Genomic DNA, 14,492 nt, shown 5'->3' with positions numbered 1-14,492 from the left:
GCCGTCCGGCGAGGGCATGTCCTTAACCGGCCTCGAAGAGGGCGCTCAGCCCGCTTCGCCGTTCCGTACGGGCGGCAATCGCCTGCACCAGTACGCGTTCATCGGTGTACAGCGACAAGCGCTGGCGCGCGCGGGTAATGGCGGTGTAAATCAGCTCACGGGTAATGACCGGCGAGAGCTGAGTCGGCAGGATCAACGCGGCATGGTTGAATTCTGATCCCTGAGATTTGTGTACCGTCATCGCCCAGGCCGTTTCGTGCTCAGGCAGACGGCTTGGCTGAACGGACTTCACGCTGCCGTCCGGCATCACGAACCAGACGCGAAGCCCGTTTCCGCGATCGAGTGCGATCCCGATATCCCCGTTAAACAGCCCGAGGGCACTGTCGTTTCTGGAGATCATCACCGGCCGCCCCTCATACCAGCGCGAGTGCGGTAAACGGGTGATTTTTCGCTTCTGGGCCAGGAGCTGTTCCAGCCTGTCATTGAGGCCACTGACGCCAAAGGGCCCTTCCCTCAACGCGCACAGCAGCTGGTACTCGCCAAACGCCGCAATAGCCTGCTCGGGCGAACGTTGCTCTTTCACGCACGTCAGGAAGTGCTGATACCCTTGCAGGGCATCGTTCAGCATCGTCTGATACTCTTCCCCGGTCTGCAGCGATTTTTTCTCAATATCGGTAAAGGTGCCGTCAAACACGGCGCGCGTGGCCTGACGATCGCCCCTGTTTACTGCCGCCGCCAGTTTACCAATTCCGGAGTCGCTGCCGAAACGGTAGCTTTTCTGCAGCAGGCACAGGCTGTCGCGCAGCGCACCCGCCAGCGGGCTGCTGTTGCCTTCAAGCTGACATCCCGTGAGCCGCGATAACTCCTCTGCTCGGCCAGCGGTGTAGCCCTGGCTGGCATAGGTACAAATATCCCCCAGCACCGCTCCGGCCTCAACGGAAGCAAGCTGGTCGCGATCGCCCAGGAAAATGACGCGGGCGTGCGCAGGCAGGGCATCAATCAACCGTGACATCATCGTCAGATCGATCATCGACGCTTCATCCACCACCAGCACGTCCAGGTGCAGCGGGTTTCCGGCATGATAGCGCAGACGCTGGCTACCCGGCTGCGCACCGAGTAAACGGTGGAGCGTGCTGGCCTCATTAGGCAATAACGCAATCTGAGCCTCGGTAAGCGGCAGCTTTTGCATTGCGCCGCCCAGCGATTCCGTCAGGCGAGCCGCAGCTTTTCCGGTAGGTGCCGCCAGGCGGATACGGCATTTTTGCTCCCCCGAGAGCTGAATCAGCGCGGCGAGCAGCTTTGCCACGGTGGTCGTTTTCCCCGTTCCCGGGCCTCCCGAAATCACCGAAATCCGCCGCGTTAACGCCACGGCGGCCGCCACTTTTTGCCAGTCGCTGGCTTCAGTTGACGTGAACAGGGCATCCAGCGTTTGCCGGAACTGCTTTTCCTCACACGGCAGTGAAACATTGGTCTCGCTGAAAAAGCGCGCGACCGTCAGCTCGTTGCGCCACATCCGGTTGAGGTATAAACGGCCGCCTGTGAGGATGACTGGCGTCTGAATGTCTCCACAGCTCACGGCGGGAGAACGCTGCAAAACGTCCTGCCAGTCCACCGTCTCACCGAGCAGGGCGAAACAGGATTGCAGAGCGGGGTGCGCCGTCTCGTCAACCGCAAGGCGCGAAAGCGGCAGACAGACGTGCCCCTCGCCCGCGTCTTTACTGAGCATTGCGGCGGCAAGCATCACGGCGGGCTGTTCATCTGCCACCATCATCGCAAACTGGACGTCCAGCTGGCGCAGCAAACGTTGCTCAACCGCATCCAGCAATAATTTTTGCATCGTCATGCGACCTCCTCCGTGGTTGCGGCAAACAGGCTATCCATCTTTTCAATCAGCGCCACTTCCGGACGAGTGCTGAAAATACCGGATCGCGGGTCAGCCGGGTCAATTCCGCGCAAGAAGAGATAGATGACGCCGCCAAAGTGTTCTTCATAACTATAATCGGCAATGCGATGACCTAAATAACGATGCAGCGCCAGGGTGTACAATTGGTACTGCAAATCATAGCGATGCATCTGCATAGCGGATGCCATGGCCTGCGGGGTATAGGCTTCGCTGTTTTCGCCCAGCCAGTTCGATTTGTAATCCAGCAGGTAGTAACGCCCTTCGTGACGGAAGACCAGGTCGATAAACCCTTTCAGCATTCCCTGAACCTGGCGGAAATTGAGCGGCGGGCAACCGGCCGACAGCGGGTCATGTTCGCGGATAAGCGCATCCAGCGCGTCGGCTTTCAGCGGGCTGGCGATAGGGAGATAAAACTCCATCTCCACCTGCTTGTCTTTTGCCGTTAACTGGCTCAGGGAGATACCCTGCTCGGTCAGCGGGGCGTGCAAAATGGCGCTTACCCAGTCGGTTAGAACCGGCTGCCACCGCGCGTCATAGCCTCCGCTCTGCAACATCTTCAGCACCCACTCCGCTGAAACAGGCTGGGTGAAATCCAGCTCTTCAAACAGGCTGTGCAAAAAGGTTCCCGGTGAGGCGCCGCGCGGAAATTGATGCGGCGTCAGCACGGGTTCGTCCTGCACGTCACCCACCCCTGCGGCATCTACGTCCAGTTTTGGCATCAGGTCCTGCGCGAGGCTTTGCCCGTGCTGCTGCAGGCCGGAATAGCTGGTGACCCGCCAGTCGTCAGCAAGGGTGCGAACAATCTGCCGGGCGTTCAGCTCGGTCTCGCGCTGCTCTGGCATCTGCCAGCGGCTGCTGTCGGGCGATGACGGGATATGCAGGGCAATATGGTCATTGCAAAGTGATTCGAGGCACAGGCGCAGCCCCGCCGCATCTTTTGGCTCGCCGAGCTGAATAAGCCGCCCCAGCGCGCTCAAATGGAAATCGGTCTCCCCCGCTTTTTCACCGCGACGGCGAAACAGCGGGGCAATTCCCAGGCTACAGTGCCAGACAGAGCGGGTTAACGCCACATAGAGCAGGCGTAAATCTTCCGCTAAACGTTCGGCCTCAGCGAGCTCCACGCTGGACTCTGCGTTACTGAGATCGAGTACCGCTTCAAAGGAGTCACGATCGTGGTAAAACGCCTGATCCTGCACCCGATAATTGGCGATAAACGGCAGCCAGACCAGCGGATATTCGAGACCTTTAGATTTGTGAATAGTGACGATTTGCACCAGATGCTTATCGCTCTCGAGGCGCATCTGCTGGCTGGAGGCGTTGCTGTTCGGATCGGCGATTTGCTGTGAAAGCCAGCGCACCAGGGCGTGTTCGCTCTCCAGCTGCGTGCCCGCTTCCTGCAGCAGCTCGCTGATGTGCAGGATATCGGTCAGACGACGTTCACCGCCGGCCGTGGCGAGCATGTTCTCCGCAATCTGGCGCTGGGCCATTAGCTCGCGCAGCATGGCCATCACGCCGCGTTTAAGCCAGCGTTCCCGATAGTGAACAAACTCTTCTACCACCGCATCCCAGGCGGCCTCGTTGTTGTTCAGGGCGTCGATATCCCGGGCATTCAGCCCCAGCATGGCGCTAGCCAGCGCGCTGCGAAGCGTACTTTCGCGCTCTGGCGTCAGTACCGCCTGAAGCAGCCACAGCATCTCCTGGGCCTCAAGGGTTTCAAACACGCTATCGCGGTTTGAGAGATACACGGAAGGAATATTCAGCAAGGTCAGCGCGTCGCGGATCAACGCGGCTTCCTGACGGCTGCGCACCAGCACGGTAATATCCGAGGCCTTAACGGGACGAGCCTGTTCGCCCCGCCACAGAACGGCCTCTCCGCGCGCACCCGCGCTTAGCCAGTCACGTATTTGCGCGGCACAGTGCTGCGCCATCGCATTTTGATAGTCCGCTACGCCGCAGCCCTCACCGTCGAGCAGCCAGAAATTCATCGCAGGCTGCGCTGTGCCTTTATATTCAAAGCGCAGTGAGGCATTCCTGGCGGCAAATTGTACGGGTAGGAAAGGGATTTCCTTAAACATGAAGGCCGCCTCCATCCGGCTGAACAGCGCGTTAACGCTTTCAACCATACCAGGAGCCGAACGCCAGTTTGTGTCCAGCGTATAGTGCGCCGCCACCTCGCTTCGTGCTTTCATGTAGGTGAAAATATCAGCGCCGCGGAAGGCGTAAATGGCCTGTTTTGGGTCACCAATCAGCAGCAGGGCAGTATCAGGCTGATGCTGCCAGATGCGGCGGAAAATACGGTACTGCTGAGGGTCGGTATCCTGAAATTCATCGATCATCGCCACCGGAAAACGGGTGCGAATTGCGGCGGCAAGGGCTTCACCGTTTTCGCTGCTCAGCGCGGCGTCCAGACGACTGAGCATATCGTCAAACCCGAGCTCACCCCGGCGGCGCTTTTCCCGCGCCACCGCTTCGCGGATTTCCGTCATCGCACGGGTGATCATCAGGTCGTTGAGCGTCAAAGGCTCAGCAAGGAGTGTTTCAATGGCTACAAACAGCGGATGCTCAGGGACGATGCCATCGGCTTTGGTCCGCTCAACCAAAAAACGCTGAGAGAATTTCTCCAGCGCATCCGGGAGCTGGTAGCCTCGCGTCTCTTCCTGCGCCCAGGCGCTAATCTTGTCGATCCACTTCCCCTGGTTTCCACGGTTAAACTTGCGCCTGTCTATGCCTGAATTTTCAATGATCGACTCAACTTCACCAACGGAGGCATTCCACTTTTGCTTTAAGGCAGCAATTTGCGCGACGATCTTTTCATGGCGGGAGGCCAGCGTTTCGTCCGCGGGCGGCGGAGATTTAATCACCGGCGCTTCACCCTGAAGATAGCGGTCAATAGCGCGCAGAAGCTCTTCCGGGCCTTTCCATAATGCATGAACCGCTTCGGCAATATCACGCTGAAGCGGATAGCAATGACGACGCCAGAAATCCGCGCAGGCCTGATAGCGCAGTAGAGACTCATCTTCGATTAGCTGCTGTTCAAACAGCATGCCGGATTCAAATGCATTCAGGCTCAGCATGCGCTGACAAAAACCGTGAATGGTGAACACCGAAGCTTCGTCCATCTGCCGCTCGGCAAGCAGAAGCCACTGTGCAGCCTGCTGCTTATCAGCAATCTCTTCCAGAAGACTCGCGTAGAGAGGGTTATCCGTGCTTTGTCGCAGGCAGGCGATACGCAGTTCATGAATGTTTGCGCGAATACGTCCGCGCAGCTCTGCCGTGGCCGCTTCGGTGAAGGTGACGACCAGCAGCTCTTCCACGCTTAGCGGGCGTGGGAAAGCCGCGTTACCGCCAAGACCCAGCAGCAGGCGCAGGTAGAGCGCGGCGATGGTAAAGGTTTTTCCCGTTCCCGCTGAGGCTTCAATCAACCTTTCACCCCGTAGAGGTAAACGTAAGGGATCAAGGGACTCAGCGGTATCGGTCATTCTTTCTTACTCCAGGGCATAGATTGCTGCAGCGCGCTGATGCTCTTCCAGACGGTCCAGCCTTTCGGGTCCACATACTCCGCTTTCCCGTTCTGGCTGCCGGAAACCTGTGAAAGAATGGCGATCCCCTGCGGCTTGACCACCGCCTGATGGAAGAAATCGGCAACCTTCTGAGGCGTCAGCTGTTTTATCTCTGCCACTACTTTATCACGTGAATCAAATTTCATATTACCGCGATCAAAATCTTTGCTCAGCTGTGACGCTTCCTCACCCAGCGTCTGCGGTGGCTGCATCACCTGCGCGATAACCGCCTGCTGGATCTGGGCAAACTCTTCCGGCTTCATGGCCCGCAGTTTTTCTTCTGCCTGCGGGAAGAAAGCCTTATAGCGCTGCCAGAGGTAGGCGGGCTGTTTATCGCTGCTTTGCAGCAGGAAGCCCAGCCCCCACTGACGGCCCACGTTCATTGAAAAGGCAAAGACCGCATAGCCAAGCTGCTCTTCTGTACGCAGCTGGTTGTAGAACCACGGCTGAATAATTTGTCCGAGCACGGCGCTTTGCGCTGTGCTGGTAAACTCGTCATAGCCCGTAGGTACAAAGACGGCGGCCAGCGCGGAATCGGTGCTGCTCCCCGCTTTTTCGAAAATGACATTCTGCTTTTTCTCAACCAGCACGTCCTGGTTACGACACCATTCGTCACCCTTTGAGCCCAGCTGAGTTCGCACATTTTGCGCCAGCGTTTTAGCCTGATCCTCGCTCATATTGCCAACTACGAGGAATTCCGGGCGAGTATTGGTTTTCAGCGCATCACGGTAAGCCAGCACATCTTTTAACGAGATGGATGGCAGCAGCGCCCGGCGATCTGCACGCTGGAAGTACGGAATTTGCGATACCATCTGCGCAGGCATGATGGCCTGATCGTAAGCTTTGCCCTTCTCAGCGGAATCCATCATCTGGGCATACCACGACTTGGCCTGCTCAAGCTGCTCTTGCGTTGGCGTATAGCTGAAATAGCCCTCAAGCAGGGCCTGGAAAAGCTGTGGTAAACGCTGGGTATAGCCGTTCGCATTCACCATCAAACCGTTGTTGGCATTGGTTGAAAAGCTAATGCCCCCCACTGCCGCCTGGTTGCTGAGCTGATCCAGCGCGATGCCGGCGAGGTAATCGTTGAGCGCAAACATCACCTGATTTTTTGCACTGTCCATCGCCTTCGGATTGCGCAGCACTACGCTGACGTCCGCCTTCGGCTCGCTGGCAAAATAGCGGCTTGGAGCGTACACCACGCGCAGCGTCGGCTCATCAACAATCAGCGCCGGATGCGGATACTCTTTCGCGGTTTTAATCAGCGAGAAATCATCCGGAATGTAAGGATTCAGCTCCGGCATCTGCAGCGCAATCTCGCCCGCCTTTTTCTGCCAGCCCGCGAAGGTCTGCTCACTGATCTTATCAACCTGGTAAGGCGCTTCAACGAAATACGCCGTTTTGTTATGCGGCTCGTTCGGGCTGATATACCAGACTCGGGCATTTTGCGGCGTCATCATCGCCAGACGCGCTTTTATCGCCTCTGCATCATACCGATCGGCAATATTGACGGCGTCCAGGGTATGCGCCACCGGTACGCGGATCATGGTATCTGCCAGCCACTCTACGTAATCCATATCACGGGTAATGGAGGGATAGCGGAAGTCGAGATCCAGCACGTGCGCCAGCTCGTCAAAGTAACGTTTATCAACGCCTTTATCACGCAGCAGAGAGAGGTAGCTGAAAATTGCTGCAACCACTTCGTCACGGTTTGCCAGGCCTTTATCCGTAAGGGTGGCGGAAATGGCCAGCACGCCGCTGTTACCGTTCACCACGGGATCGGAGTCGGCTCGAATGCCTTCAACCAGCCCCTGCTTTTGCAGCCAGTCAGACAGCGTGCCCGGGCTACGGTTGCCGATAAGATAGGTTACCAGCTCGTCGGTTTTACTGCGGAACTGGGCGGTGTTGTTATCGATACGAAACTCCACGCGCAATACTTTTCGCGGCAGGGCGGGAACGTAGTGGATCACGATCCCTTTTTGCGCGTCAGTCACGACCGGAACGTCAATCTTCGGCAGCGCGATGTTTTTATTCGGCACCCGACCAAAAGTCTGTGCCGCCATGCTGGCGAGCTCAGGTAAAGGCTTGCTGCTGTAGATGACCGCTTTCATCAGGTTGGCGGAGTAGTATTTATCACGAAATGCATGAAGCGCGTCGAGCACCGGGCTATTCGGTTTGTCGCTCAGCGTCTCAAGGTTACCGCCAGAGAAGCGCGAACCTGGGTGTGCCGGGTTAATGGTTTCGGCGCTCACCTGCGCCATGCGCATACCGTCTCGGGTACGAGCCATGGTCAGTTCGGCGTTGACGGCATTACGCTCGCGATCGGCGTACTTTTTGTCCAGCAGTGGCGCAGCGATAGCATCAGCCAGACGGTCAACCGCCCCTGCCAGCGCATCGTTTTCCACTTCGAGGTAAAACGCCGTACGGTACGGCGCCGTACTGGCGTTATGGCTGCCGCCATGCATTTTCAGGAATTCAGACAGGCTATCGGGCTGTGGGTATTTTTTCGACCCCATCAGCGTCATGTGTTCGAGGTAGTGCGCCAGCCCTGGGTGTGCTTCAGGATCTTCCAGCGAGCCGACGGGCACAACCAGCGCCGAAAGGGATTTTACCGCCTGCGGATCGGAAACCAACAGCACGGTCATCCCGTTATCAAGGCGGATCGCCTGATACTGGCGGGTATCTTTTTCGCTCTTACGGATAGTTTCCTGAACGGGTTGCCAACCGGAATCTGCCTGAGTGATGGGAGCCCAAAGGGCGACAAACAAAACAAACGCTTTAAACAAGGTGCTGCCTGGCATTACGACCTCTTTATCACGGCTACATCATTAACAAAGTGCGTGCTGGACGGGCCAGCATCTCTTTCTAGTGGTACATCAGTCCGTGATAAGAAATGCATCATAAATGAACACCCAAACCTGTGCAATTTTTATACAGCACTCAGGACTGATTAAATTTGAACAACGGTAACAGGTAGCGCTGCGCCTCTTCCGTGATAGCGTCATAGTATTCGGGCTCCAGCGTTCGCCATAAACGTTGATACCAGACATCCTCTCCTTCGCCGCGCACCATCATGTTTCCTTCATAGGCCTGTAAAAACTTACCGCGCGCTTTTTGCAGCGAAGCGTCATCCGTTAACATGGCATCATTCTGCGCGTCGTAACAGGCTTTTATCCATGCCCCCCCACTTTCGGGGAGGAGCAGCAGGGGTTTGTTCATTCCCTGACGATAGCCTTCAATGTACACCCCCAGCCATGCCGCTGCCTGCTCGGTATCCATTGGCGGGAAGCGCCATTCCCCGTCCTTACGCACAAATAACCTGCTTTCGCCCTGGTTACCGCAAGCACTGTAGACAAGATGTTCGAGCCAGAGTTGCAAACCGTGTGAAACGCTAAGCATTGATGGCCGCCAGCGCAGCAGCCCGTCAGGCTGGACCTGGGTCAACCAGCCCGTAAGCTGCACGCCGTTACAGGTAAGATCGATTTCGATGCTTTTGCCGGGCTGTCGGCACTCAATCACCCGGTCAGCCAGGGTTTTCATTTCCTGGCACTGCGCGTCCCAGACGATTTCCCCAAAAGCACCATAGGGTAGTAACCCGGAGGCCTTATAGCGGCGGAAGAGCTTAGCGGCATCTTCCTGATCGACTAACGCATTCAAAAGTTGAGCATTGAGCTTATACCGCTCCAGCCCATCAAGGACAAAGGGTTCAGAGTCAGGGATTTCGCTCTCTTCAGAGCGGAAGTTGACATGTAACCGCTGTTGGAAAAATGCCCGTACCGGATGCGCCCAAAACCGCTGGAGCTGTTCGAAGGTCAGGGTGTCAATTGGCCGCGCGTCAAGCTCCTGAATGAAATCGGCGTGCGCCCTTCCCTCCTGCTTCGCCGCCGGAAGCCACTCGCGCGCGTAGCTTTGATGTTCATTTGCAACATAGTTCACCGGGTCAAACGGCATACGGCTATGGCAACAGGTGATGTGCGCCTTCACCCGCCGTTCGCTTTCGTCGCAATTGCGTTCTTCATCGCCCGGCAAATAGTGGCTCTGCCCGATATAGTCCACCAGCTCTTGCACCAGTACCGAGGGGAGCCGTTCGCTGTTGTCCTGGATCGAGCGCCCAATGTAGCTGATATAGAGTTTATTCTGCGCGGAGATAAGCGCCTCAAGGAAAAGGTAACGGTCATCATCGCGACGGCTACGGTCGCCCCGCTTTGGCTGAGGGCTCATGAGATCAAAACCTAACGGTGCCAGCGCTCGCGGATAAACGCCGTCATTCATCCCCAGAAGACAGACGACCTTGAAGGGGATAGAGCGCATTGGCATCAGGGTGCAAATATTGATCGGCCCGGCAAGGAAGCGCTGGCTGATGCGCTCCTGATCGAGACGCTGCGTTAGTTCATCACGCAGGAGCGTTAAAGGAACCGCCTCAGCGTAGTGCGAGTTGACGCCCTCATCGACGATGGCCTGCCACTGCTTTTCAATAAGCGCCATTGCCGCTTCGGTTTCGCTGTCCGGCAAGAAGAAGTCGTTGAGCATTTCACGGCACACCGGCAGCCATGCCTCGAGCGGACGCGGCTGCATCAATTCTCGCCGCCAGTGGTTTAGCTGCATCAGCAGCGAGGATAAATGACCAACCAGCTCCGCGATTAATCCGCTGGATTCGTCATAGGGTAATACTTCATTCCACTCGCCCTGGCTGCTCTCCATGGCGTAGCCGAGCAGCATGCGCGTCAGGCCAAACCGCCAGGTGTGCTGACCCGTAGGCGGCAGCTCAAATTCCTGGACGTTATCGTCATCAATTCCCCAGCGAACGCCGGATTCATTGACCCACTGGCGAAGGTAGCGCAGCCCCTCTTCGTTGATGTCAAAACGTGCTGCCAGCACGGGGACATCCAACAACGCCAGCACATCTTCTGAGACAAAGCGGCTGTCCGGCAGTGACAGAAGAGAAACAAATGCCTGCAGTACCGGATGCGACTGGCGAGCACGGCGGTCAGAAATAGCGTAAGGCAGATAGCGATCGCCCGTGGCGCTTCCGAAAACGGCCTGGATAAACGGGCTATAGCTGTCGATATCCGCCACCATGACCACGATATCCCGCGGCGTCAGGGTGGGATCGTCCTGCAGCATTGCCAGCAAGCGGTCATGCAGGATTTCAACTTCACGCTGCGGGCTGTGGCAAACGTGAATGATGATGCTGCGGTCCTCTGGCTCCAGTTTTCGCTTCTTATCGCTACGGGCAAACTCCTCGGCGGTGACCCCGGCAATGGCGCGATTTTCCAGCTCCAGAATATCCAGCTGGATGTTATGCAGCAGGCTATCCGGCGTAATATCCACAAACGCATCCACATCACCCTCGCCTGAGGAGGTGATATCGGAGAGCATGTGGATGTAATCGCGCCCCAGCTTGCCCCAGGAGGCAAGCAGCGGATTCGGCAGGTTTTGAATACCCTCATCATCAAAAAGCTGTGCGGCGGTTTCACTGTCTTTGAACAGCGGAACCGAGCGTTCCTCGAAGAGCCGCTTTCTCTGGCGGGTAACCAGCCGCGAAAGCCAACGCGCATCCTGAATATCGCCCCAGTAGTGCCGGCACGGGTTGGTAAAGAGAATGTGAATATCAACGTGTTTACCCAGCGCTTCAAGCGCTTTCAGGTAGACAGGCGGCAGGGCAGAGATACCGCAGATAAACACGCGTGACGGCAGCCTTGCAGGGCGAACCGTCGCATTTTCGAGTATCGAGATGAACCGATCGTACAGGTTCGCACGGTGCCATTTAGGCTGTCCGAGTTTTTCCGTATGCTCCACCAGCGCTTTCCACAGCGGAGCCTGCCAGATTTGCGCCTCGGGTAGCCCGTCCACGAATTCCCCAGCTTCCCAGCGAATTAACCATTCGGAACGGTAAACCAGATACTGGTCATAGAGGTCGGCGGTACGCGACGCCAGCTGGAACAGCTTACGCTTGTCGCTATCGTCGTTGAGATAGTGGCGCAACATGGTGAACTCATCGCGCGTTAACATATCCGGGAGCAGTGCCATCAGCTTCCAGCTCATGCTTTGCTTGTTAAAGGCGCTCTGCTCAGGAATGTCGGGCAGCACGCGCACAAACATCTCCCAGATAAAGCTCGCGGGCAGAGGGAATTCAATGTTTGCCGCAATGCCAAATTTCTTCGAAAGCGACATCTGCAGCCACTGTGCCATGCCGGTGCTCTGCACCAGCACCATTTCTGGCTCAAAAGGATCGTCGAGACGCTCGCGTTCAACGATAAATTCCATCAGTGCTTCCAGCACATCCAGACGATTTGAGTGGTAGACCCTTAACATAGACGCTCCCGACTACTGGCTAACCGGGCAATGCAGACGCGTCATCTCGCCGCGTCGCCCCAGAGGAGAAATAAGTGTGACCGTGATGCTGACACATCTGGCGTGCGTTGTCTGCACCCGGCTGGCCTGCCAGCCTGCTGGCAGCGCGAATGTCGAGAGCTGGGACAAGCTCCATGCGTTGTGCCAGAGCTGTCGATATTGATTCAGCGTCGCAAATCGAGCCGCCAGCGCGCGGTGGTATCCGGACAATGCGGTCACCACCACCACCAGGAGCATCATCGCAAGCAGGACTTCAACCATGCTAAATCCTTTCTGTTTGTTCAGGGCAGCCGGCATAACGCACTTTCCTTAAGCGGGCAGAAGTCACTCCAGCCGTGGGGAGAAAACTGTACCTGTCCTTGCATGATTTCGCCTCCTCGCCACAGCCTCAGGTCATTATCTCCGGCTATCAGCAGTGCCCGCCCCTCGCTCAGTACCCGCAAACAGACCCGCAATGATTGCATCTGTTTGCACTGTTGCTCAGGCTGTATCAACCAGCGCTGAACGCGCCCCCACTCCAGCGCGGACTGTACGGCAGCCTGCTCTCGAAGGGAGACGCTCTCACCGTTTACCAGCGAGTGGAACGACGCCAGCTGCTGATTCAGGCCGGTGAGGCTCAACGTACCGAGCACCAGCAATAGCAGAACGAAAGCCAGCGATGACATTCCCCGTTGGCGATTCACAGATTGAACCCCGTCACGGTATAGCGGGCGGAATAAGGAGTGGGTTCGCCTTTGCGCACTGCCGATAATTCGATACTTAACTCTGGCGCGAAGCCCGGCTTAACCTCTTTGCTCACGAAAAACTGCTGGATCACGAGCCTGTCCGGATCGGTGAGTTTTTCCCAGCCCTTCCCTTCACAGGAGGCCGCACCCCGCTGCGTCTCCAGCGCGCCAGAATCGAGGCGGAACCCCACGCGGTCGTTTTCCGTGACCGAGCTGTCCCAGCTTCCGTTGCTGTTGGCATCCCATTGCGCTATCACGCACTGACCCTTCCGGCCGATGACCAGACCTTCCCCCTGGCATTGCCCTGCGCAGTAACCCGCTCTCTGAAGCTGCTTACCGATGGCGAACAGGCGCTGCCAGACCTCCTCTTCAAGCTCCTGTTGGCCGGATTGCAACAACACAGCGCGTTGCAAGCCGGGTAAAAAACGCGAAGTAGTGAGTAACAAGATGCTGCTTATCGCCATCGCAATAAGGACTTCCGTCAATGAGAAACCGTGCTGGTTCATCGACATGTTCCTTCTCCTGCGGTATTGCACATTCTGATCCGCCCTCCGTTTGAGACCATCACCAGCCATTCCCCCGCGCGGCTGTTCAGCCGTATCCGCCCGGCCCATGCGGTATCTCTTAATCCATAAAACCCCAACGACGGGGTGATCTCGCTAATCACAACCTCTGGCCAGAGCGGCTTAATCACAAAGGGGCTGCCACTCTCGCAGTCCGAAACGACAGAACTCGCTAAACACGCTGTTTTACCGTCCCGCAGAAGAGCAAGGGTGTGGTCACGGTTGTGGCGGTTCGCGTCGTTACGCAGAAAGACCAGGAAATCACGCACCTGGCTAGCGGTCTGCCAGAGCCGCTGCCGCTGTTGCCAGCTGTCCCAGCCATAGAGACCCGTTGCGCTCAGAATCACAGTCAGCGAGATGGCGACAAGGGTTTCGATTAACGTAAAGCCGTTCTCTTTTTTCATGGCGGGAGTGTGGCGAAATTTCGGTGAAGCGGCGAGGCGCAACTCAGGGCTTTACGAGCGGTTATCCAGAGAATGTCTCTCGTTGCAGCACGTTGCATTCTTTCTGGAAAACGGCTCGAAAAATAAAATGAGGGCGAAAAAAAACCGGCGCTAAAAAGAACCGGTTGTGTGAGTATTTTGCCGTATCAGATAGCAACAGGCGCTTTGATACCAGGGTGCGGGTCGTACCCTTCAATCTCGAAATCGTCAAAGCGATAGTCAAAGATTGATTCAGGTTTACGTTTGATGACCAGCTTCGGCAGCGCGCGCGGTTCGCGGGTCAGCTGAAGATGCGTCTGATCCATGTGGTTGCTGTAAAGGTGAGTATCACCACCGGTCCAGACAAAATCACCGACCTCAAGATCACACTGCTGCGCCATCATGTGCACCAGCAGCGCATAGCTGGCAATGTTAAACGGCAGGCCGAGGAACACGTCACAGGAGCGCTGATAGAGCTGGCAGGAGAGCTTGCCGTCAGCCACATAGAACTGGAAGAACGCGTGGCACGGTGCCAGCGCCATTTTGTCCAGCTCACCCACGTTCCAGGCAGAAACGATAATGCGGCGCGAGTCCGGATCGTTTTTCAGCTGGTTTAACACGGTGGTGATCTGGTCAATATGGCGGCCATCAGGCGTTGGCCAGGCGCGCCACTGCTTGCCGTAAACCGGGCCCAGATTGCCGTTTTCATCTGCCCATTCATCCCAGATGGAGACGTTGTTTTCATGCAGATAAGCAACGTTGGTATCGCCTTGCAGGAACCAGAGCAGTTCATGAATGATCGAGCGCAGGTGGCAGCGCTTTGTCGTCACCAGAGGAAAGCCTTCTTGCAGGTTGAAGCGCATCTGGTGGCCAAAAATAGAGAGCGTACCGGTGCCGGTGCGGTCGTTTTTCGGCGTGCCCTCATCGAGCACTTTTTTCATCAATTCAAGATACTGTTTCATGGTTCC

At 56.7% G+C, this 14,492-nt stretch carries 9 protein-coding genes; all 9 read right to left on the bottom strand.

The window, feature by feature from the left end:
* Nucleotides 1-22: 22 nt before the first annotated feature.
* Nucleotides 23-1,843 (bottom strand): exodeoxyribonuclease V subunit alpha, encoded by a 1,821-nt coding sequence (recD, locus tag D5067_RS04595; protein WP_119936076.1) that lies wholly within the window; start codon nt 1,841-1,843, stop codon nt 23-25.
* Entirely contained in the window at nt 1,840-5,382 is a 3,543-nt protein-coding gene (gene recB, locus D5067_RS04590; protein WP_119936077.1) for an exodeoxyribonuclease V subunit beta, read from the bottom strand. The genes recD and recB overlap by 4 nt, the downstream gene beginning before the upstream one ends.
* Complete coding sequence (gene ptrA, locus D5067_RS04585; RefSeq protein ID WP_119936078.1) at nt 5,379-8,261, bottom strand: pitrilysin; 2,883 nt, start codon at nt 8,259-8,261, stop codon at nt 5,379-5,381. The genes recB and ptrA overlap by 4 nt, the downstream gene beginning before the upstream one ends.
* Nucleotides 8,262-8,400: 139 nt before the next feature.
* Nucleotides 8,401-11,775, bottom strand: coding sequence for an exodeoxyribonuclease V subunit gamma (gene recC, locus D5067_RS04580; RefSeq protein WP_119936079.1), 3,375 nt, complete (start codon nt 11,773-11,775; stop codon nt 8,401-8,403).
* A gap of 12 nt (nt 11,776-11,787) precedes the next feature.
* Complete coding sequence (locus D5067_RS04575) at nt 11,788-12,111, bottom strand: prepilin-type N-terminal cleavage/methylation domain-containing protein (RefSeq protein ID WP_119936080.1); 324 nt, start codon at nt 12,109-12,111, stop codon at nt 11,788-11,790.
* On the bottom strand, nt 12,096-12,497 hold the full coding sequence (locus D5067_RS04570; protein ID WP_119936081.1) for a DUF2509 family protein: 402 nt from the start codon (nt 12,495-12,497) through the stop codon (nt 12,096-12,098). The genes D5067_RS04575 and D5067_RS04570 overlap by 16 nt, the downstream gene beginning before the upstream one ends.
* The gene (locus tag D5067_RS04565; protein WP_119936082.1) at nt 12,494-13,051 is read right to left on the bottom strand and encodes a prepilin peptidase-dependent protein; all 558 of its coding nucleotides are present in this window, start codon (nt 13,049-13,051) and stop codon (nt 12,494-12,496) included. Before D5067_RS04565 ends, D5067_RS04570 begins: the two co-directional genes overlap by 4 nt.
* Nucleotides 13,042-13,506: a prepilin peptidase-dependent protein gene (locus tag D5067_RS04560; RefSeq protein ID WP_119936083.1), complete on the bottom strand. Its 465-nt coding sequence runs from the start codon at nt 13,504-13,506 to the stop codon at nt 13,042-13,044. The genes D5067_RS04565 and D5067_RS04560 overlap by 10 nt, the downstream gene beginning before the upstream one ends.
* Before the next feature lie 185 nt (nt 13,507-13,691).
* Complete coding sequence (thyA, locus tag D5067_RS04555; RefSeq protein WP_119936084.1) at nt 13,692-14,486, bottom strand: thymidylate synthase; 795 nt, start codon at nt 14,484-14,486, stop codon at nt 13,692-13,694.
* Nucleotides 14,487-14,492 lie beyond the last annotated feature (6 nt).

It is taken from the genome of Enterobacter huaxiensis (assembly GCF_003594935.2).
Classification (GTDB): Bacteria; Pseudomonadota; Gammaproteobacteria; order Enterobacterales; family Enterobacteriaceae; genus Enterobacter; species Enterobacter huaxiensis.
The sequence above is the reverse complement of the archived record's forward strand: the minus strand, read 5'-3'. Positions and strand labels throughout refer to the sequence as shown.

Excerpts from the sequence above, each read along its gene's own strand:
- D5067_RS04575 (WP_119936080.1), bottom strand. The coding sequence starts at position 12,111 with ATGCCGGCTGCCCTGAACAAACAGAAAGGATTTAGCATGGTTGAAGTC.
- D5067_RS04560 (WP_119936083.1), bottom strand. The coding sequence starts at position 13,506 with ATGAAAAAAGAGAACGGCTTTACGTTAATCGAAACCCTTGTCGCCATC.
- ptrA (WP_119936078.1), bottom strand. The coding sequence starts at position 8,261 with ATGCCAGGCAGCACCTTGTTTAAAGCGTTTGTTTTGTTTGTCGCCCTT.
- recB (WP_119936077.1), bottom strand. The coding sequence starts at position 5,382 with ATGACCGATACCGCTGAGTCCCTTGATCCCTTACGTTTACCTCTACGG.
- thyA (WP_119936084.1), bottom strand. The coding sequence starts at position 14,486 with ATGAAACAGTATCTTGAATTGATGAAAAAAGTGCTCGATGAGGGCACG.
- recD (WP_119936076.1), bottom strand. The coding sequence starts at position 1,843 with ATGACGATGCAAAAATTATTGCTGGATGCGGTTGAGCAACGTTTGCTG.
- recC (WP_119936079.1), bottom strand. The coding sequence starts at position 11,775 with ATGTTAAGGGTCTACCACTCAAATCGTCTGGATGTGCTGGAAGCACTG.
- D5067_RS04565 (WP_119936082.1), bottom strand. The coding sequence starts at position 13,051 with ATGTCGATGAACCAGCACGGTTTCTCATTGACGGAAGTCCTTATTGCG.